At 59.2% G+C, this 20841-nt stretch carries 15 protein-coding genes; all 15 read right to left on the reverse strand.

The features are described from left to right. Nucleotides 1-61: 61 nt before the first annotated feature. On the reverse strand, nt 62-2800 hold the full coding sequence (locus EYD00_RS07140; protein WP_034499028.1) for a hypothetical protein: 2739 nt from the start codon (nt 2798-2800) through the stop codon (nt 62-64). Nucleotides 2801-2872: 72 nt separating this feature from the next. Continuing rightward, nucleotides 2873-5374, reverse strand: coding sequence for a hypothetical protein (locus EYD00_RS07145; RefSeq protein WP_034499030.1), 2502 nt, complete (start codon nt 5372-5374; stop codon nt 2873-2875). Then, entirely contained in the window at nt 5371-6753 is a 1383-nt protein-coding gene (locus EYD00_RS07150) for a hypothetical protein (protein ID WP_131258796.1), read from the reverse strand. Before EYD00_RS07150 ends, EYD00_RS07145 begins: the two co-directional genes overlap by 4 nt. 209 nt (nt 6754-6962) lie before the next feature. Beyond that, the gene (locus tag EYD00_RS26420) at nt 6963-9629 is read right to left on the reverse strand and encodes a lytic transglycosylase domain-containing protein (RefSeq protein ID WP_051674215.1); all 2667 of its coding nucleotides are present in this window, start codon (nt 9627-9629) and stop codon (nt 6963-6965) included. A 133-nt stretch (nt 9630-9762) separates the two neighbouring features. Then, nucleotides 9763-10296, reverse strand: coding sequence for a hypothetical protein (locus tag EYD00_RS07160; RefSeq protein WP_131258799.1), 534 nt, complete (start codon nt 10294-10296; stop codon nt 9763-9765). Nucleotides 10297-10316: 20 nt separating this feature from the next. After that, nucleotides 10317-12395, reverse strand: a complete 2079-nt coding sequence (locus tag EYD00_RS07165) for a phage tail protein (protein ID WP_034499035.1) — start codon at nt 12393-12395, stop codon at nt 10317-10319. Continuing rightward, nucleotides 12395-13048 (reverse strand): phage connector family protein, encoded by a 654-nt coding sequence (locus EYD00_RS07170; protein ID WP_034499036.1) that lies wholly within the window; start codon nt 13046-13048, stop codon nt 12395-12397. Before EYD00_RS07170 ends, EYD00_RS07165 begins: the two co-directional genes overlap by 1 nt. Nucleotides 13049-13124: 76 nt before the next feature. Continuing rightward, nucleotides 13125-13397, reverse strand: a complete 273-nt coding sequence (locus EYD00_RS07175) for a hypothetical protein (protein ID WP_034499037.1) — start codon at nt 13395-13397, stop codon at nt 13125-13127. Between the two features lie 65 nt (nt 13398-13462). After that, nucleotides 13463-14425 carry a phage capsid protein gene (locus tag EYD00_RS07180; RefSeq protein ID WP_034499039.1) on the reverse strand — a complete coding sequence of 321 codons (963 nt, stop codon included), beginning with the start codon at nt 14423-14425 and terminating at the stop codon, nt 13463-13465. A 156-nt stretch (nt 14426-14581) separates the two neighbouring features. Continuing rightward, nucleotides 14582-15529: a hypothetical protein gene (locus EYD00_RS07185; RefSeq protein WP_034499041.1), complete on the reverse strand. Its 948-nt coding sequence runs from the start codon at nt 15527-15529 to the stop codon at nt 14582-14584. Then, a complete protein-coding gene (locus EYD00_RS07190; protein ID WP_131258801.1) occupies nt 15526-15870 on the reverse strand; it encodes a hypothetical protein in 345 nt (114 codons plus the stop codon). Before EYD00_RS07190 ends, EYD00_RS07185 begins: the two co-directional genes overlap by 4 nt. 38 nt (nt 15871-15908) lie before the next feature. Continuing rightward, a complete protein-coding gene (locus EYD00_RS07195) occupies nt 15909-17525 on the reverse strand; it encodes a portal protein (RefSeq protein WP_034499044.1) in 1617 nt (538 codons plus the stop codon). Then, nucleotides 17525-17746, reverse strand: coding sequence for a hypothetical protein (locus tag EYD00_RS07200; RefSeq protein WP_034499046.1), 222 nt, complete (start codon nt 17744-17746; stop codon nt 17525-17527). The genes EYD00_RS07195 and EYD00_RS07200 overlap by 1 nt, the downstream gene beginning before the upstream one ends. A gap of 375 nt (nt 17747-18121) precedes the next feature. Further along, nucleotides 18122-19735 carry a hypothetical protein gene (locus EYD00_RS07205; RefSeq protein WP_034499048.1) on the reverse strand — a complete coding sequence of 538 codons (1614 nt, stop codon included), beginning with the start codon at nt 19733-19735 and terminating at the stop codon, nt 18122-18124. Between the two features lie 351 nt (nt 19736-20086). Continuing rightward, the gene (locus EYD00_RS07210) at nt 20087-20782 is read right to left on the reverse strand and encodes a hypothetical protein (protein ID WP_131258804.1); all 696 of its coding nucleotides are present in this window, start codon (nt 20780-20782) and stop codon (nt 20087-20089) included. Nucleotides 20783-20841 lie beyond the last annotated feature (59 nt).

A 20841-nucleotide genomic window follows, 5' to 3' on the forward strand; every position in this document is an offset into this window, starting at 1 on the left:
ACTTTAGGGCATTGGTTTGCTACCACTACGGCCGCCCTCGCGTGAAGAGGCGGCACGAAATTTACAGACCAAAAGCCTTGGCGGCGATAATCCCCCTTACCGTAGAATCTTGCGGGTTAGCGGCGTCGAACACGAAGACATCAAAAGTTGTCGTCGTTTCATTATCAACGAAGACATTCCTCGTTGCGACCGACGTTCGCTCAACGATCACGGAAACGGCATAGTTGTCGTGTCCGAGATTGTGCGTCACCCGATATTGCCCGACGCCAATCTTCGCGACAGTTAATCCGACAGTGTTGCTGTAAGAGAGGATAGAGTCCCCATTGGCTCTAATGGTGAAAGGAATGACTTGCGCGCCCGATCGGCGATATAGAGCTTTATGGTTAGCCCCCCGGAGATCAAATGTTGTGGGAACAAGATTACCACTTCTTATTGCGTCAAGATCGACGTCGATGGCCATACCGTTTGGATTGGGGCCGCCGTTCTGGCCAATCAGAGCAGCCAGCTTTAAATCTATAGCGCTTGCGCAGTAGATGTTGCGGATCGTCAATCCTCCTCGCTGCGCCGTAAGAACAGGCGCGCCTATTTCCTCCTCGCGGGCAAAATAAAAATAACCGCCCATCTGATTAAGGATGTGCAGGTTCTCAACAATCACCCGGCAATCGACGCCGGCGTGGTTTACGATCCAGGCGTTGGTGCGCAACGCGGAGGCATTTATGAACAAATCCTTGATGATGATCGTGCACTGCGAGCAAACGACCTGGGCACCGGTGCCTCCTACCTGATACCCCCTGCGAAAGCGTGCCAGAAACGCAATGTCGGACGTTAGGTATAGGCGATCAACCGATATCGTTACCCCTTGACACCCATATAGGTTGAACACCGCTCGTTGGCCGTCCATGTGGCCGTTGAATGCTCCACCCAAGGCGGGGAAGTGCAAGAACGAATTTTCAGCACCCTCAATATCGAGATGGCGAAAGAACGAAAGCGCCGCGCCCCCCTCAACGGTTAGACCCCGACAATTCCGGAATTTGTAGTTGGACGAGTATCTGTTTTCTCCATCAAGAACGCCAATCCTCATATTCTCTGTAGTGGCGAGGGTCGACCGGTCAGCGACATAAAGGACGTGCGGGTCCTTATAAACTGGAGCCTGCCCAACGGTCAGACCAGTATCGGTCTGCGTTTCGGAAATCTTGCCTCCGATGATGCGGTCAACATACCCATCTCGCCCCTCCGTGAACAAAAGGAAATCGCAGTTGTCGAACGAGATGTCGTAGATTCTCGGTCTGCGGCTCTGAGCACCGGCCGCATTGCTTGTCCAGTCACCATAGAACGCAACGGGACATACGAAGCCTTCAGCATGCAGCCGCTCCGCAACAAAATCATCACCGCCACCGTGGAAGATCAGCGCACTATCGCTTGCAGCCTGAGCAACACCTGAAATCCATAGGCTTGTCGCTGCCTGCAAGTCGTCCTTATTCGTGACCTTGATCAGGATGTAGTCGTTCGCGCCCTGTGGCGATGAGAGGGTCAAGGTTACGGATGACGTGCCGAGGCCTGCAATACTCGCTGGGTTTTCAAGAACGCCGTTCCTGAAAAGAAACACCTTGCCGGGCGTCGTGGATGGATCAGCGCCGCAAACATATGGCCCTGCCGAACCGGGAGCAAAAAACGCATCGTGAAAATAGCATTTGATGCCGCTATTCCACGTTTCTCCGCCAAAATCGAGGAACCTGGCCCCAGCCGGCCGTACTGACATATCGGCGGGATCAGCGGTCGCAAACACCGGCCGACCCCAAGTCTTCTGGCGGAAGATAGTATCGCGCCGGCCGGCCCCCTGCGTTTCGACGAAATCACCGTAAACAGGGATGAAGTCCGTCAGGTAAAAGGACCCGGCGGGCCAAATGACTTTAGCGTTGGAAAGTCCGGAATAGATGGACCGCGCCGTTGCCGTCACATCTTCACCGGCACGAATGCCGTACGCAAGAACGTCGATCTCCTTTCGCCCGCCTGCAACACGATGGGCCAACCCCCATCGCTTGGCACCAGAGTTGGAAAGCTGCTGTCCAGGCTCATCAGCTTCAAGCGCAGGCTTGAGGCGGTAGAGCGCGGCCCCCTTCCCATCAGCCGCGTAATAGCCACGCGTCTCCAACCCAATGATCCCATCCTTTATCGTCATGCCCGAAAGCCCTACAGCTGTAGCGACAATCGGAACCTCACTCGACGAAACGATATCGTTCACCCATCCCTGAACAATGCTCTTTGCGGCCTCAACCTCATCGCCTATCGCGACGATATCGGGACCCGCCACGAGGCGGTCGCCCTCTTTCATTAAGGTTCGGCCATCCGGGATACCGGCATCGAGCGTGAAACTCTGCGAACCGAAATCCGTCATAATTGCGCGTCCGAGATCTCGACGCAGCTCCTGCTGCTGGGTGGCAATCTTGGAGAATTCTTTTTCCAGCGCATCCGGATTAATTCGCGTTCCGGACATCACGCCGGCGTCACGAGCAGCGATGCGCGAGGACAAAACAACAAACCGCGTTGACGCCGGCACAGCCGCCGGGAATTTGATGCTGAAATAATCGAGCGGGTTCAGAACATTGTTGCCGTTGACCTTCGTGACGACGACGCCGGTAACCTCGACGTACCGCTTTGCACCTGTCGGCCGCCAACAAACGACGACGTCGTCTGTATCGAAAATCTCGAAGTCAAACGGGCCATAGGTATCTCCGCCATCGCCCAGGAGGATGCCACTCTGCCTAAGCTGCCGAGGAATAGGATAAGGATTTTCAACCATTGTCGCCCCGCCTGAATTTTTGGATCAGGCAGAGCGTAAGGGCCAGCGGGCAATGTTAAGTGCGGGGCCGGCCTAATCAGCCCCCAGCGCGGCCTCAGGGTTTGGCAGCCGCTTGAACGTCAGTTCACCAGGCTCCCACCAGTGTGAAGCTTTGGCCTTCTGAGACTTGAAACTTTTATCGGCATCAGGATCGAGCAGCCACTGCAGCTGATCGACGAAGGCACGACGATACCAATGGCGCGTTGCTGGGTGCGAAGACAGGATAGGCGTGTAACGACCAACATACTTCGCCGCTGCGCGACCTACCTGCTGGTCTTCCGGGTAAATAATAGCTTGGACACTCTTAAGCGTGAGATCCACGGTGTCTGAAATAAACGCCCCACCAATACCCCCCAGTGTCGCCGTCAGGCCCTGCCCAAAACGATTTTCCGATTTATCGACGAAGTCGGCAAACAAACCACCACCACCGCCCTTGACGAAGGCTTTTACCCAAAACTTGCCTTCCGTCATGTCTTCCGGATCTTTTCCGTTCAGCACACTCAGGATCTGGGTGTACATCGCCGCTCCGATCGTCAAAGGTATAGCCATAGCTGCAAAATACCCCGAACCGCGAGCAACGCGACCTGCCGTGCTTTTCGAGAGCATGGAATAGACATACATCGCCTCCATCTGCCGCGCCGTAAAGCTCATGCCGAAGCTCATGAACTGGGATCCGAACTCGGCGATTTCCCCCAGGATCGTGCCGCGCTCCACCTTTCCCGTCAGCACACTCTTGATGCGCGGATCTCCTGCCGGAACCGATCGTTCCTGCCATTGCTGAATGAACTCGGCATATTTTTCGGCAAGCATACGATCGCCCGTCTTCTCAAAGACGCCGCCCGGATCCAGAAAACCCATATCGTCGACGCCGGCACGCATCTTGTGCCAGTCGTCAGGCGTAATGCCGAAACCTTCCATGGCACGCTGCAGGAGCGGATTAAGATCGATCCAGTCGGTATCCTTTTCAGCCAGGCCACCGAGCGTTTCATGCCAAGCCGTCGCCTCGAGACGCTTGCGGGCATCCGTCAATGGCGAAAGTGCGTTCCAAGTCAGCGACCGATCGACAAGATAGCGGCTCCATTCATGGCCAAACATCTGGTCGACAAAGCGCGCGCTCTCATTCATCGTGTGCAGATAATCGTCCCAGATCATCGCGCGGCGCGCCATCGCCTTGCGATCGCCGTCACTGGCGAAACGCCTCAGGATCCCGCCGAAACCACGCACGACAGGAAGGCCAGCCAGCCGGCGCGATGCCGCCGCTACAAACGGATCTGTCGCTGCCGCCAGAATGCCAGTCGATCCGAGCGCCGCAGATGTCGCGAGGTTACGAATATCACCCGCCCATTGGGCCGGCCCACTCAAGACGGTTTCTCGGCCGCGTAATGCCCGCCAGAGACTGTCAACGCGGTACTCAGCGACTTTTACAGCATCCAGACCCGGAACTTTCAGACCTTCGATATTGAGCGCGCCAGACTGGCGCTTACCGATATCGACCTGCACGGCCTGCTTCAGCCACTCCATGGTCGCGTCAGGGTTCGGCCCGAAACGCTCCATGGCGGCGATGTCGCGCGCCACGCCGTTGATGTGGTTGAAAATGGAACCGATCGCGTCGGAGCTACCGAACTTCTCGTTATAGGTCAGCCAGCTTTTTGCATCCCTGAAAATCAGGAAGCGACTGTCTTGGTATTTGCTGGCCACCTTGCCTTTGCCGAACTTGCGCCCCTCCGGCCGACGATGCGCCCAGCCATCGGAGGTGATCGTTTCGAAAACATAGTCAAGCGAACTATCGAGACCATTGGCGCCGATCACCTCCCCCGTGTTCGGATTGGTCATCTGTTCCGGATCGAGCAATGGCCGGATGAAATCTTTCCAGCGCTGACGCGCCTCCTCCGGAGTGCGACCCAGCTTGCGGATCGCCCGGCGGTTATGGCTATGCACGATGCCCCAGTCCTGCCGCTTTGGAATGTTGCCGCCGGCATCATTGAAGCGCAGCCGCAGATCCTCGAGGACGCCGGAGAGAGCACCCGCCAGCGCTTTGGCCGTTGGATTGCTCACATGCTCACCATGCATGGCGGTGATGAGATCCGGAATATCGACCTTGTTCAAACGACGGCCGAGCCCCTTGGAGCGCCGGAAATGATACATCACATCCGAAAGCTCACGATGCGCCAGGGCGATGATCGCGTTGGCCTTGCCGGCCATGCTCTGGGTGCCCTTGTAACCATTGTGGATCATGAGCGACAAAACGGCATCGAGCTTGTCCGGACGGCCTTTCTTGTCCCTGTAGTTCTCGATGAAGCCCGCCAGATCCTTGCGCGCGGCTTCCGTCAGATTTACCTGCCGGCGCATTTCTTTCGCATCGGCGCGCAGCGCGGCCGCCACCTCATCGCGCGCAGCCGCCATCGCCTCCCGCTCCGGCATTGCCGAACGCTTGCTGTTAAAGCGGGCATCGTAATAGCGGTGCAATTCATCCGCCTGGCGCGAGTTGATCGCCCCCTGTGCAACGGCGGAAGCCAGACAATCGCGCAAGCTCATAGTTTACATGCCTCCAGGAGATCGGCGAGGAATTCAGGCTCTGACGCCATTTCAAGTGCTTCACGGGCGGAAACCACGCTCACCTTGCCGTCGCCGTCCTCGATCGCGATAAAGTCGAAATAGTTTTCGGGGTTGCCGTTCACGTCGCGCGTGGGTTCGGCGAGCTCGCCGGCGCGGATCTCGGCGTTTCGCATACTGACGTCATCGAGCGGCTCAGCGACGACGCGCGGGCGTATAGCTTGCTCTTGCAGTGACCGATCAGCGGACGAAGCCGCTGCAGCCTCATCGATCTGGCGCGCGGCCGACTGAGGAGAAATGGAAGGATCGGAGACCTTGTCGGCAATAGTCTCGACGCGCGCAGCGGCCTCATCGATGCGCCGCGCGGCATCTGAAACGTCAGAAGCAAAAAAAGTGTCGGCGATATCGTCGATTGCATTTGCGTCGCCACTGTAAATCCGCTCGTAATCGTCGGGCCGCATGGTCGGAAGGCGTCCGGCCTCCTGTTCCGCCAGCATGCGCTCGACGATCTCAGGCGGCGGGAAATTGTCCGGATCCGCCGCATACCTCTCTGCGGCCTGCATGACCTCGATCTGTGCCGGCGAGGCGTCCGAAGACACCATGTAATCGTCCAGCAAGCGCTCCTCAAAGCTGCGATTTATGAGATCGAGTTTTTCAGGTGTGAGATCGACATTCATGGCTTTCGCGATGGCTTCGATGTCACCAGGCTGGGGATTGCCCTCGAGGACGCGCGCCGCGATCTCCGGCCCGCCTTTGCCCATGCGATAAACGCGGGCAAGCTCAGCACCGCCCTGGATCGACCCACCAAACAGCGCGCCGAACACGGCCGCGACGCCCGCATTCTGCAGCATGGCGCCCATACCATGCTCGAGCCCGGCCGCGCGCTTACGCTCCTGGCTCAGTCCCTGCAGGACTAATTCCTGCCCACCATTCAAAAGCGCTTCTGTCAGGAGGGTTTTGCCGATCCGGCCAGCAACCGTTGACGACGTCGCGCCACCGGCCCCAAACATCGCCATGCCCCACTGCGTCGGATCGCGAGCTGCGCCGCGCAGGCCGCCGACAAGCTGCGCGCCAAGACGCCCCGCCGCGCCGAGCTCGGGCGAGTTCAATGCTTCCTGTGATGCCTTTTCGGCATCACGCATTACTTGGTTGTGCGCGTCTTCAACACTGGTTGACAGAACCTGCTCGATTTCCTGCCGATATTTGCCCGAGAGCGACAGCGCCTTGGTGTTGAACTCCTGTTCGCGCGATGCCCTGCTCTCATCATCAACGGATGAAAACGCCGTGCCGCCACCGCCGAGTGACATAGCCATAACAGCCGCGCGATCGGGATCCAGATCGACGGCTGCAGCCTCACGCATTGGATTGGGCAATGTCTGACCGGTGATATCGGCGATGAGCTTGATACGCTCATCATAGGCTTTCTCGAGACCATAATAATCGGCGTTGGTGTTTTCGATCAGCCGCATCGTTTCATCGGTGGCGCCGGCCGCTTTCGTCCAGGCCTCACCCCAACTTTCCGGCCCAGCCGAGCGGCTGGCAGGCAGATCCGTGACATTTGGCAGCTGGATCATCGGTAAGCCCCCGGAACGCGTGCACCGAGCTTGCCACGCATGCCGGCGAGGTCGAGCACCACGGGATTTCCATCTTTGTCGGCAATGAATTGAGGAGACGAGCCGGACAGATCTCCCAAAGCAAAAGCGTATCCACCATTGACCGCGATCGGCGTCGCCTTCTGGAAATCGCGAGCGGTCCAGGCGCGTCCGTTCTTGGCGACCACCTGCCCCACATCACCATCCTCGAGCGCATCGATGAGGTCGCCGAACTTGTCTGCCCGGATGGATGGCGGCACAAGGATCTGACGAGACCGGGAGAACATCCCGCCGCTAAATTTCGTGAACCCGCCGAACTGGACGCCATTCGAGAAGGTTGCGCCGGCCGCCTCCTGGTAGGCCTTTTCATAAAACGGCCGTGCGTCTTCTTTCTTCGGATCAACGCCAGCATCGTAAAGACGCTTGCGAGCGATTGCGGCGGCCGCCTCGTCAAGTCGGTTCACCTCTGCAGGAGAGAACTGGAGGGCGTCGCCGGCAATCGTCTGGGCAACAGGAATACGCTTTGTGTTCGGGATATCGGTGTAAGCCTTGCCTTCCGGACTTTTTCCGTAACCGGAGATGAGATCGAGCGCCGCCTGTCTGCTGCCACCTGCAGCTATCAGGCCGCCGGAAAGAGCAACCGCTGGCGCAGTCTCCCCGAGCTCACGCAACACCCGATCGGCGTCGCGGCCTGCAGCATCCACCAGACCTGCAGCGATCGCCAGCCCCTTTGCCGGATCGGCCTTCACGGCTGCCTCGATTTGCTCGGCTTCACCAGGGCGGAAGTAGCGCGGAGAAACGCCGAAATGTTGCCCGGCCGCGTTGGATGCATTTATGCGCTCAGAGAACGCGCCGGCAACCGCCGCCGGATCCACATCACCATCCAGTGGCAAGCCCTCAGAAACAGGCAGGACGCCGAAGCGCTCAGCAACGCCGAGCGGATCCGCCTGCAGATCCTTGCGGTGATCCGCTATCGCCTTCCGGGCAAAATCCACATCGTCGGATGTCGCATTCTCACCCAGGATGGTTTTTAGGGATTTTTCCACCTCTCCGATCGGCTGGGTTCTGATAGCGTCGGATATCTTCATACGCGTCAGAGTAGACGACACAATCTCTTTGCCGCGGGGCGCAGTGCCGGCATCGAGCTGAAACCGGGCCAACTCATCAGCGCCCACCGGGAGACCACGGGCGATGCGCTTAGCCATATCCTCGCCACGCTTCTCAAGGTCGGCATTCGATTTGGCATCCTGCGTTCGGCGAGCGCTTTCCGCGCCCATCAAACCTTTGTCGATGGCGTCCCAGTCGTCGGCCGTGACACCCTCGAGCTTTCCGGCGGCATAATCGCGCTTCATATCCGCACGCATCGTCTTGATCTGGTCAGCATTGAGCAGTGCAGCCTGCCTGGTGTAAAAACCTACCGTCAGATCCGACCGGCTTTTCCGCTTTGCCTTTTCCGCCTCACCTGCCGTCAGGACACCTCGAGCAACGGCGCTGTCATAATGGGCGTCGATGGTGGACTGCGTGTCAGCCAGCGCCGCGCCGGCTGCATCGTCATCCATTTTCAGGCCGGCGAGCTGCTGGCTTTTGCGGTTCTCGAGCTCGTCCACACGGCCAAGAAATTCGACACGGTTGGCAGCATCTGCCCGCTCTTTCTGATCGGCCCGCGCCTTGCTCAACAATGCCATGGAGCGCTTGTTGTATGCGGCGGTGTATTCCGGCGCGATTTCCTCAAAAACGTTGTCCCGCAGATCTGCGGTCAGATTTTCCTGTAGTGCCTTTTCGAGCAAGACAGGATCGTCTTTGTATCTTTCAAAGACCGCCTGCTGGTTTTGAACCATGGCCGCGTCTGCTATCTCGAGATAGGTGCGGGTACCCTTGACGTCGAAAGCCCGGCCGTAAACCGTATCGCGCCCGGAGGGCCGGAAGGTGCCCGCCTTGCCAGGAGTGACTACCAACTCCTCCCGCACAGGCGTCACCGAGACCGGCTCCACCGATGATGCAGAAGGGAGCTTGTCGTAAGATCCTCCACTGGGAGCAACCTTCGACGTCCACTTCGCAGCGAACTGACCTGCCGTCATGTCTGCGGAACCGCCGTTCAACCGCACCGCATCATGGCCGACCACATCGACAGCGCGGGCGTTGGGGTTTGCGAGCAACTTGGAAGCACCACCTGCGCCTTGCTGGTGAGCGAGGTACAATTCCCCTGCATTCGGCTCGCGCCCAAGAGTTTTCCGGAGGTGATCGCGATTATCGCGCATAAGACGCGCCGCGGCGTCAGATGCCTGGGCTGGGTCGAAGCGGTCACGTAGACCATACTGTTTGGCTGTCCCGTCCACGAACTGGAAAAGTCCACCTGCCGACGAGTTATTGTTCCTGGCATATGGGTTGAACGAGCTTTCAATACCCGCCACCTCCGTCAAGGCATGCGGATCGACACCATTCCGCACGGCAGCATCCGCGATCATGGTCCGCAGTTCCGCAGGCGGCACCTTCACCCGCACACCGGACGACACCTGATCGGCTTTGTAGCCGCCCCCCGTGATGGTCGCCGGGGTCGGTGCCCCCTCCATTGCTGCCCGAGCGCCAGCCAGTTCGCCAGCGCGCTCGGCCTCGCGATCGGCACGCTGGCCGAAATGATCAGCCATTCGGGCAAGCCCAGCGGCCACCTTCCGCTCAAGGTCGCCGCCTTCCCGTGAAACGGAAAGCAGCCCCTCACTTAAAAGGGGCTGAGTTTGGAAAGGTTTGTAGGATACGGGGTCAATCCGTCTGTTCGCCATGTCAGTACCTGTCTGCAATGGAGGTTGCGCCCTTGAAGCCGATCAGCGCGGCATCGAACATCGCCGATCGCTTCGCCCGAGAGGCACGCTTTCGATATTCGGCCTCTCGTTCCTGCAGGCGCGCGACGCGCGTCTGCTCGGTTCCGACGTCAGAGGTAAGAGCAAGATCCGCTTGGCGGAATGCATCGCTTCGCGCTTGGAGCGGGGTGCCGAAAGAAAGGTCAACGCCGGAAGCAGCGTAAGCTACATCCTGCTGGCCGATGCTTTCCATCATTTGCTGTTTGATCGCCGTGCGCCGGTTGATGCCCTGTAAGGTCTCGAGAGGCACTTCGCGCCGCGCATCGTCAGCCGCTGCGTTTGCGGCCTCTGCATCCGCCTTTCCTGCGTTGATCGACTGGACCATGCCCAACACGGTGGCCGTCCCTTGCAGCAAGGAACTCAGCGAGAAACCTGCGGCAGCTGGCGCAGCTGCGGCGGTTGTTGCCGCACCAGCACCGGCCGCTGCAGCGCTACCGCCCCCGAAAATGGACGTCACAAAACTAGCCGCCAGCTCCATTACAGTTTAACCCCCGCGATATAGTCGCGCACCTGCAGCCTCCCAGGCCGCACTTGCGTGATCGTTAATGTCGGATCCATGCAGGCGCCGATGAGACCAGCGACGACCTGGTGACCGGTGTAATTCTGTTTCGGCGCTGACAAGTCGTCGCTCATCAGCTGCAGGGGCAGGTCGCGAGCCGGACGTCCATTTGCAGCGATCGCGATGCTTGCAGTGTTTTCAAGGTAGAGGCGCACGGAAACGACTTTGCCGGGCCGGCGAACAACGTCGTCGTTTGGAAGCACCCGAACATATGGCATGCCCTCATAAACAGGCGCAGTCCAACGACCCACAATCGCGGACTTGCCTGCTAGGCCAGTCTGGATGGCTCCACCAGTGACGGTGTAGGGCCCATGGAAATCGTTGTCTATTTCAGCCCAGACCACACGGCCTTCCAAGGCTGCAAGCCCTGATATCTGGCCCGCCAGATCCGTGTTGGCGTAGACCGCTTGCTGCAGCAGGTTAGCGTCGGGCTCAGTCAGTATCTCACGAGTGAAAGAGCCATCACGCTCAACGGTAAGCCATACGCGATCAAGCCCGTCGACACTGATGCCGTGAACAAAACCGCCGCCCGCAACGGGCCACTCACACGCCGCTAGGCTGATGTCCTGACTGACATTCGTCGCGCACGCAATCAGACGGCCATCCTCTCTAAGGAGGAAAAGGCGGTCAGCTGCCATGTCACCACTTTTCTTTTGGACGACCATGCGCCGAATATTGGATACGATGTCGTTGCAGAGATCGTTGACTGGTACAGGCTTGAACGCCTCTGAGACCGCATCATAATCGGCTGAATACAATCGGCCACCGTCTCTCGACACAAAGTAAATCGATCCGTCCAGAAGGACCGGCTTGCATCCATTTTTGATACCGATCGCAGAAGCGCGCACCCAGTTGAGTGGTTTGTTTCGCTCGATCGTCCGGTTAGACGCGAAGTACTCCCCGCGATCGGTAAATGCGACCAGGTACGTCGCATCGACAACGTAACGGATCGTTTCCGAAACTTCCGTTCTCAGCGCCTCAAGGCGAGCTGCAGCATCGTTCTGGCTCTGGATGTTGAGGTCGAAATACTCTCCCGTCCGCGACATAGCCATTGCTGCCGGCTTCGCAGCAGGCGCGTTGTAAATCGATCGGTCCTGGAAGTTTACCATTCCGGCAAACCCACCTCGCGACGGAGAAATAAGCGGCTCGCCGGCCGTCTTTCCAAAGTCGACATGCGAAACGAGCGCGGACGCCTCAGACGTGTTTACGACGCTTGCTTCGAAGTTATACTCTGAGCCCTGCAACGGGCCGGAGAAGCGCACTATGAGGCGGCGATAGCGACCTTCCCCTTCGGTGTACTGGACAGTCACACCCGTGCCGAAACCGGGAAGATCTGCAATCGCGTCCTGCAGTTGCTCTGCGTACCCGTACCATTCAACGCTCTCGGGGCTAGTCCCCATCGGTACCGACGACGTTGTGGAACCATCGACGCTCATCGACAGGACAATATCCGGCACGCCTTCGGCCCACCGGAGAAAAATATCCCATACATCGTCCGTCTTGGCATAGTCTCCGCCCAAATCCACATCGGGAATAAATTCAAAGGGCCAGTCGGAAAGTGTCCAGACAGCATCGTTGCTGGAGCTTCTCAGCAATCTTAGCCCGCTCCAGATCGAAGGGTGGAAGATACCAACCGTATTGGCCTCGCCGTAAAATTCTAGATCGGGAAGAATTTGCGCGGTGATTTGCGGAATATCGACGGTAGCTACCTTCACGAGATCCTGACGCCAGATCTCGACCTGGCCGACCATAAAGTACAGCGTGTAAGAGAGCGACGAATTAACGGCGAGTGTCGTCTGCACGACTGGCATTGCCGGCGCACCGCCGACGAGGCGCGAGCCAGGAAGCAGCCGGAAACCGCTTTGTGTCACGGGTTCTACGCCTAGCATGCGCTTTGCGCCCGAATAATACTGCTTGAGATTGACCTTGCCAAAAAGGCTTTGCGCCAACTGCCCGGCATTGGCTGAGCTTTTGAGCTGTCCTGCGACGCGAGCCATCAGAATTCTCCATGCCAAGGAAGATAGGCGCGACCACCAGTATGATGAACGGCAGTAAGAGGATCACTTGCGAGAAGCGGCTCGCCGATTGGCGTGCTCGCCTTGTCCTGCCCCATCAGGCGACCAAACAGACCGCCAGTCCCTTCGCGCGACGGCGTTCCGAACGCCTCGACAAGTTTGGCCTCGCGGAGATCCTGATCGGCCCAGACCGGGATCGCGAGATATCCAGACAGGGCGATAACAAACGCCGCCCGGAAAGAAGGATCCCAGTAATCAGGATCGACCAGAACTTTGCAGAGTGACCAGGTGTCTGTCACATTGGCGAACAACAGCCCCTCCTCGATCGCGAAACACCGAAGCGGCGACGGGGATTGCCCAGCGCGATCCATGATCTTCAGGGGATTTCCGATACGGTTGCCCGGCAACTCGAAGGCGTAATTCCACCCGTTGTCCGGCCGATCCGCAAGGCGCTTGTTTTTGAAGGTTTTGCGCGCAAAGCTCCAGTCATGCATGCCAAAGACCTGGTCGACAACGCGCCTCCAGGTGGCCTCGATCTGCTCGGAGAGCTCCGAACCGTCATCGATCGAGAACATGGGGCCAGCACCAATGTCCGTTAGTGCTTCATTGATGATCGTCGCCCTGTCGATTGTCATGACCACCGCCCGAAAAAGAAAAACCGTGGCCAGAGAATACCGGCCACGGTCTTGCGTTCAGTGCGACGCTGTTGCGTCAGGTCACGGTGATATTGGCAACCGTGACGTTACCGCTCGATGGCACGGCCGTTACGCGCATCCTAACGCTGGCCTGAGTGCCATCGCAGTCCACCTCGGCGTCGATGATTGAGCCAACGGACATGTCCGCACGCGCTTCGTTGAAATAACCGGCCGCGACGACTTCGGCCGCGGTATCGTTGGTGGCATAGACATGGAAACGGATGAATTTCGTCGGGCTCAGGCGGATCGGACGACCGCCGTTGCGCAACTGGCTTTTGATGAAGGCCATTTTGGAACTCCAAGATTGCTGTGAAAGGTGAGGCAATGGCGGCGCGCCGCCGCCACTGCATGCGCTTACTGGTTGGCCGGCATCGTGGCCTTGTTGATGGCCTTCATGCGGATGCGCTTGACGCCTTCGGGCAGCAGCCCAACGGAGTTGCCGGAAAGCTGGACCTTCCAGAGATCCGGCGTCCCCTTCAGCTGCGGCTGAGGATAGGCCTGCATGTTCTCTTGGTCCCACTCGATCTCCGAACCCATCGCATCTTTCGCCCACGCAAAGGTGTCGAGATACTTGGTCTCGTCGAACGACTGCTTATAACCGTTGGCGTCGGTCGTTCCCGTGCCGTATGCGCCGGTACCGAAGGTGAAGACGCTGTCTGGCAACGCCATGATGTGGACGCCCTGGTAGGTTTTCTTCTTGACCTTCGAGCTTTTGGCAAAGGGAAGATCGGTAGGACCCACATAGTCTGAGCTGCTGAACTGCTTGTAAAGCATTAGCTGATCGAACCAGCTGTAGGGCATCGGCCAGAACATCTCGTCCTCAGCACCGGACGCATGCAACCGGCTGGTGACATAAATTGCCGTTTCCAGATCGATGCGGGCGGTGCCATCACCGATCGTCTGCACAACGGTGGGCTGGTCAGTGAGACTGGTGGCGCCGACTTCTGCGAACGAGTTAAGCGCATTAAATTTGAGTTCATCGCGCTTGTTGCGGACGGTGCGCGACATCAACTTGGAAAGAGCGTCTTCCTGACTTGGTCCTGTTTTCCGCTTGTCCTGGGCGCGGGTCAGTGCCGTCGCCTCAAAATCGCGCACCTTGAGCTCGACCATGTCGAAGTTGATTTCCGAGATATCAACATCCTGGACTGCTCCGCTCAGCTCGTACATCTGGATGTTGCCGCCAGCGACGGGGAACTTGACCAAGCCTGCGCCACCTTCACCACGCGTCATAGTGTCGTCGAGGTAGCCGCCTTCTGCCGCATAGCGGAGGCGAACCTTGTCGCGGATCTTTTCAATAAACCATTTTTCGATTGTCATTTCGGGACCTCAAAAGGAGTGATGGACGAAATCACCGAGAGGGCCGATTAGCCGGGCTGCGCCGGGTCCGGTTAAGGATAGCCGGCGCGTCGCCCAGGTCGCTCCCGTCCGGTAGCAGGCAAATCATGCCAGCGGGCGAGAGCCGTTCAGTGCGCGTCAGCTGCCAATCTGTTTTTTGTAGTCCGCCTGCAGCTGATCGTAGGAGGCCTGACTAAAACTCTTATGCCCCCAAGTGTTTTCCGGAAGCGCCGCGCGTCGCGCCAAATCCTGACGCGGATCCGCAGCAGCAGCCGCGCCGAACTGCATGGCTGGGCCATTGCCGGTACCGCCGCCGGCGACGCCGCGGATCCATTCGAAGACGCGATGACCCTTTGCGCTATCGCCCAGCATGGCCTTGGCGAATTCGACGTCGTCCTTGGCGAGCCCGCCGTTTTCAGCACCCTTGGCGGCGACGCTGTCGAGGAACGCATAGTTTTCGTTCATGCGCTTTTCGACAGCTTGGCGCTGCTCAGCCTCGGGCAAGTGCTTGGCAACATCCGGGACGAGCGCGGCGCGCTCCGCCTTCTCGTCGATCACGGGCTCCATTAGACCGAGCTCAGAGGAAACCGAAAGGAACTGTTGCACCATACCCTGGTAGACAGGGAGCGGTACCCTGTTTTCGAATGCATACTGCTGCATGCGCGCCGAGATCGGGTCGCTGGCCAGTGTATCGAGGTGAGGCTTGATGGTCTCCGGAATATTGCCGGTGAATTCACCGTAAGCCTCCGCCTTGTCAGGAACCTTGTTCGCAGCGTCTCTCTCGCGATATCCATTGAGCGCCTTATGGAGATTGTCGATCGTCTCGTTGTTGCTTTTTCCAAGCATGTGATCGGCAATGCCTTCCGGCTTGTAGATATCTCCGGCGGGCGGAGGCGTCACACCCGCCGGAGGAGCGCTCGCCGATGGAGACGGCGGCGCGGCTGCAGCGGCGGGAGGAGCTGCCGCCGCAGAGGATCCTGCAGGCGGCGCAGCAGCGGCACCCGCGCCGCCGCCACCGCCCGCGCCTTCAGTGTTGAAAAGCATCATGTCGTAAAAGTTGACGCCCCTTAAAAATCTGCCCTTCATGATCCAGCTCCATTCTGGTTGTGTGATTTCTCGACAAGGCTTTCGCCATGTTTGATGGCAGCAAGTATCGCCTCGCCGACCCCGTTAATGCCCTGCCGCGTTGCCGTGTTGAGTGCCGTCTGCTCGATCGTCTGGCCGGTTGCCCGCAAGGGCATTCTGATTGTGATGTCCATCAGCCATTCGAACATCGCCCTACCCTGGGGCGTTCGGTAAAGGCCGTACATGAACGTCGCAACCGGCTCTTGAGGCTGCAATGGCGCAGCTTTCATGTGCGGCCGGAACAGATCCTCGAGCTCGTCCCAGCCCGTGCCACCACCCAAGGTATGTTCAAGCAAATCCATGGGCTGGGCGGCCCGTTCCGGGAGAAAGGGACCGGACATTATGCAGCCCTCCGCATATCAGCGACGGCAAGATCCTTGATCGCACCCGGAGCCTGCTTTGCCATCTCAGCAGCCATCATCGCCTGCATTTGCTGCTGGCGGGCCTCTTCGATCTTGACGAGCACGGCCTCTTTCTCGTTTTCGTCGGGGATCAGATCCTTGTCGATCTGCAGGCCGTTTGCGATCTCTTCCATGACCTTGTCCTGCTTGAGGTAGAGATCGCGCCGTTCAGGACCGGCAAAAGCCATCACCATATCGTGGTAATTTGCGATCGACGCGATCCGATCGGCGTTTAGCGCCGCTTGCATGGGCGAGCGAACATTCACCGATACCAAAAGATCGTCCACCTGTTGGATCCCCGGAAGCATGCCAAATTCCATCAGGATCTCGGCAGCACGAGGTACGACAACGGGCATGATCTCGCGCACGAGGCGGCCAAACGCGCCGATGTGGATATTGGCCCGCTGCTGCAGGCGTGCCGTCATTTCGGAAGCAGAGCGCGGCGTGCCCTCATAGTCCGGCAAGCGTGTATCGAACATCGCTTGCTTGATCTGGCCCTGCAGGTCGCCGATAAGCACCTGGGCAATATTCATGCTGCCAGATGCCGGATCCAGCCTGGTGATGTCCGGCCCGAGAACACCGCCGGTCGACTGCATGGCCCAGAACTGGCCAGGTGCAAGATTGACAGTGTTGGGGTTGAACGTACCGCCCGCGCGATAACCCCAAATACCTAACATGTTGATGGCGGCGCTTTTCAGAGCGAGCTCTTGCGCCTTGTTGAGTGTCTTGATCGTGGGAAGAGCCGTCAGTATCACACCCCGGCCATAAGCCTCCCCGGGGACGCGGTAGTAGCGCGGAATGGCGATCGGCTGGGTGCGGTACCGCTCGTGCGCAATGAGCTCAGTCGAGTTATCGAGGCGAGCCCCAAAATGCCACCCACCGCCTTGACGATCAGCCCACCAATCCTGGTAGACTGTGACCTCATCTGAAGGCCTGGTCTTCGCTTGATCCCTGAAACCTTCTGGAAAGCGGCCCTTCGGCCAAGCGTCAACGATCTGGTCCCGCCTCAGCGCCTGCATCCACGACACGAGGTTGACGCGACCGAAAGCGTCGGTCGAGATCGCCAGCTGGTCGAAGGGGATGCAAGCAAACATGATGGGATTGTTTGGCGTGCCCTTCACTGGCAGCAACGCGCCGGTACCAACGGCCAGATCGATGCACATTTCGTGGATGGCCGTGTCCCAATCACCCGCCAGAAAGAACGGGTGAATAAGCTTCGAGACGCGGGAAAGCTCACGGTTGAACTGCTTTTTCTCGCTGTCCTCGAGCGCCATGGCAGCTAGGGGCCCGGCCTCGAGCTCGAATGTGGACTGTCCGGCCGGAAAGAGATCGCGCTGCAGGTTGCCAGCGAAATACATCGCCGACATGGGTGCGGTCATGTCAAACAACCGATCCGGCCCGCGAGCCCTGCCGTTCGCCCCACCGCTCGGCCGACGCATTGGCACCGCGAAGTCGTAAGCTTCCTGATAGATCGGTGTCCAATGGGAGCGAGCGTTCCAGGTGTTGGCGACACGGGTTTTGAGGGTGGCGACGTCAACGTTGAAATCGCCCTCCATCAGGCAAGCACCGTGCTGGAGCTTCCCGTGTTCGATCCCCCATCCTCAAACAGACGGCGGCCGCGCGGGGCGCGGCGTGTCGTCGCCACCGCCTGATTATTGCGGTTCGCTTCCGCCAACTGGCGATCGTTCGCCACCTGTTGAAGTTGACGGCTCTTCTCCGCCTCCCGCCTCGCGCTCTTGTCCGACCCGCCGAAAAGTCCCTTGACGATCTGGCCCATGCTGCTCCCCGTTCAAAATCCAAAGGGTTCCGCCCAGGTGCTGGAAGCCAACGAGGCGCGCCATACGCGCGCCGCTTAGGTTATTTTCCGTCACATGGGTTATGACGATCTGATTTTGAGCCAAGGCCGCAAGCGTCAAATGCGCTATCCGGACGAGCTCGCGCATATACGCGCGCGCGAGCGGGCGTAGCGCGAGGCAGAATTCCCATTGCCCCTCCCTATCGCGAACGAGATATGAGACGGCCAACAACTCACCATCGGCATGAAGTGCGACACTCTCGCCATTCGATCGCTGCCATATCGCCGCCTTACGCGCGAGCGCCCGCCCGCCCGCGCACGCGAGGCAGTCGAGCCATGCCGCCGGACTGGTGACCGTCACACGTCCCATACGCTGAAATTCCCGGGCGTTTGCGGCGCAGATTGGCCACGCAAAAGGCGTTGCTCATGGAGGCTGACCACCCCGGCCGGCAACGACGTGGTCACACCGTGCGCTATGACATTGGCGAGGCCGATGTAGCCCAGGCGACGATACTGCTCAGCATCATGTGGGTGCGAGTAAGAATTCTTCACCACAGCCAGCTTGTCGGTACCGCCGATCGTGGCCTGCTTTGTCAGCTTGTAATGAGCGGCAAAACCGCCCAGGATCATCTTGCAGCGTGGATCAACAAGATATCCCGGCACCCGGCCGTCAATCATAGTGGTGAGGCCCATGCGCACCGCGTCCTGGCGCACACCCGGCTCATTCGAAGGGGCCGGCAAAATCGGGAAGCGCAGTGTCTTTTGGACCGTCATGGCGAAATTCATTTCGTCGTTTTCGGTGTCACCACCGTAGAACATCGCAGGGTCGCCATAGATGCCGATAATGGGCAGACCGGAAAACTGGCTCATCAGGAGATCGAGCAGCATCAGTGAAAACCGTGTCGGGCCAGTGCCGGGCTCGGTCACCAGCTCAGCCAGCAAACGATCCTGCCCGTTAGACTGCGGCTGGCCGATCGTCGCGGACGGCGAGCCGCCGCCATCGAGGCCGATTGTGATGCCACGACCAGGCGTTGGCGCGAGTGGCTGATCAGCCTTGTGGATTTTTTCGTTGTACTCCGGATAGACCGGCTTTCCGTCCTGGGCATAACCGGGCAAACCATGAACCATGCGGCGTGAAAGGTTCTCCGACATGGCGCGCAGATCCATTTCGTAAGCCGAGCGCGGTCGGCCAACGCGGTTTTCCGCTCCGTCATCGAGGCCACCAGGCTGGCGAAAAAAATTGTAGGCCGGATTTTTCTTTTCAGGGTCCTCCCAGCCGACCTCTTTCAGCAGCGGATGATCGACGTCTGGCGGGTTCATATCGCCCCAGAACATGCGCGGGAGCGTGATTTCGGTATCGTCAACCGTCATGCCCATGCGGCGCATCGCCTCCCGGCCGTCGCGCGAAACCCGATCGAGCTCGGAGGGCGCGATGTCCTTCACCGGCGGATATCGGCCGGTACGCATGAACAGCGCGCCTGGAACCTCAGGGCTCATCATGTCGACTTCGTTGCCCCACGCCATTGAGACCTCATAGCCTTTGACGAACTGCATCACGTTGCTGTCGGCGATCGCACCCGTCTCGAGCGTGAATTCGACAATCACCTTGTCCGCGCCGCGATAGGCCTCCCAAACCAGGTGGTGTCGCACAGGTCGATCTTGCCCGCCCTCATACCCCTTGTCTGGCCGCTGCCAGGGGTGACCGACCGGGAACATCTCGTGCCAGCTGGCCAACGCCGTTCGGGCGAAATCGCGATAGGTGTCACGAACGCAGATCAGCTTCACGCGCACGCGCCCGTCCCTGCAGACGGGCATGTAGGAGGCGGCCAGCAGCGGCCCCTTGATGCAGCTGGCGACGGTCTTTCCGGAGCCGGCCGGCCCCATGATGATATCGATGGGCCCCCTCGAATGGATGAAAGCAGCACCGACCGGACCCGGCGGCACATAACGCGAAACATCGATATTTCCCATGACCCTGAAACCCTTTTTAAAACCCAGAGCCCGCGCGCCCGCGCCCGCCCTCGATCAGGAGAGATTAGTTTCGCCGCAACACCGTTCAGTCAGGCAAAGCCCAAAAGGGCCGTGTGTGTGAGGCGGCACACCCATAGGGGGAGGCCCGAAGGGACTTTCCAAACCGAAGCCGCGGGCCTTTGCCCGCGTCCGCATGAACCACCCCCACCACGGGACAGAGGCCAGCCGGATTTCCGCGCGCGCGAGGCCGGAAGCCAAACCCGCCTACTACTCTTTAAGCAGTATCATGTTGTTTGTTTTCAATGCCTTGCCCAGCATCCGACATTGCGCCCGAATGGTCGGAAGGATAACCTATTGATTTTGTTTATCGGGCGCATCTACCCGCGTCAGGTTCAGCGTCGCGTCTGCAGCTGGCCGCTCGCTCGGCATTTCACCAATCAACATGACGCCCAAGGCTTGGGTCTTTACCTCGACCTGCTGCGGCTTCTTCGCATGGAAGAACGGCATGAGCTCTGAGTTGGCATCCTCAATCATGTCGTATGCCTTGCTCATCATCTTGAACACCAGCTCACGATCCAGCTTGCCATCCTTCAAAGCGTCGGCCATCAGCTGCTCCGGCGTCGCACCATCGGCATTCGGGAGACAGGCCAGCTCCACCGCCAGCGCTGCGGGGTTCGCGTTCGCCAGGTCGGCGAGGTTCAAGGCCGGATCGCGATAGCCCATGGATAGCAAATAGTTCGCCAGATCGGTGGAGCGGCGGTTCTGGGAGCCTTTCGGCCTCCCCCTCGCCCGCTTGGCGGCATCCATGATTGACGCGACGTGTTTCACGGGACCGCCGAATAGGCAGTGCTCGCCGTCAGGATCCGCGAGCAAGAGAGATTGCTGCTCGGGTTCCTCGCGCTCGCCCGCGAGGGACTGGGCGAGGCCAGCCATGACAGTTTCCGTCATCGCCGCCATCGATCCGACTTTTGCCGCGCGCTCCGGCGAAATTTCCGGCGGCGTGTGTGCCCCTTGAAGCCCCTGATTTTGCTCGGTTTCGTCACTCACCAGCTATTTCCCTATTTGTTTATTCCGGTTACCGGCTGCGGCTTTCGCCAACCGGTGGC

The organism is Agrobacterium sp. 33MFTa1.1, from assembly GCF_004328495.1.
Lineage (GTDB): Bacteria > Pseudomonadota > Alphaproteobacteria > Rhizobiales > Rhizobiaceae > Agrobacterium > Agrobacterium pusense.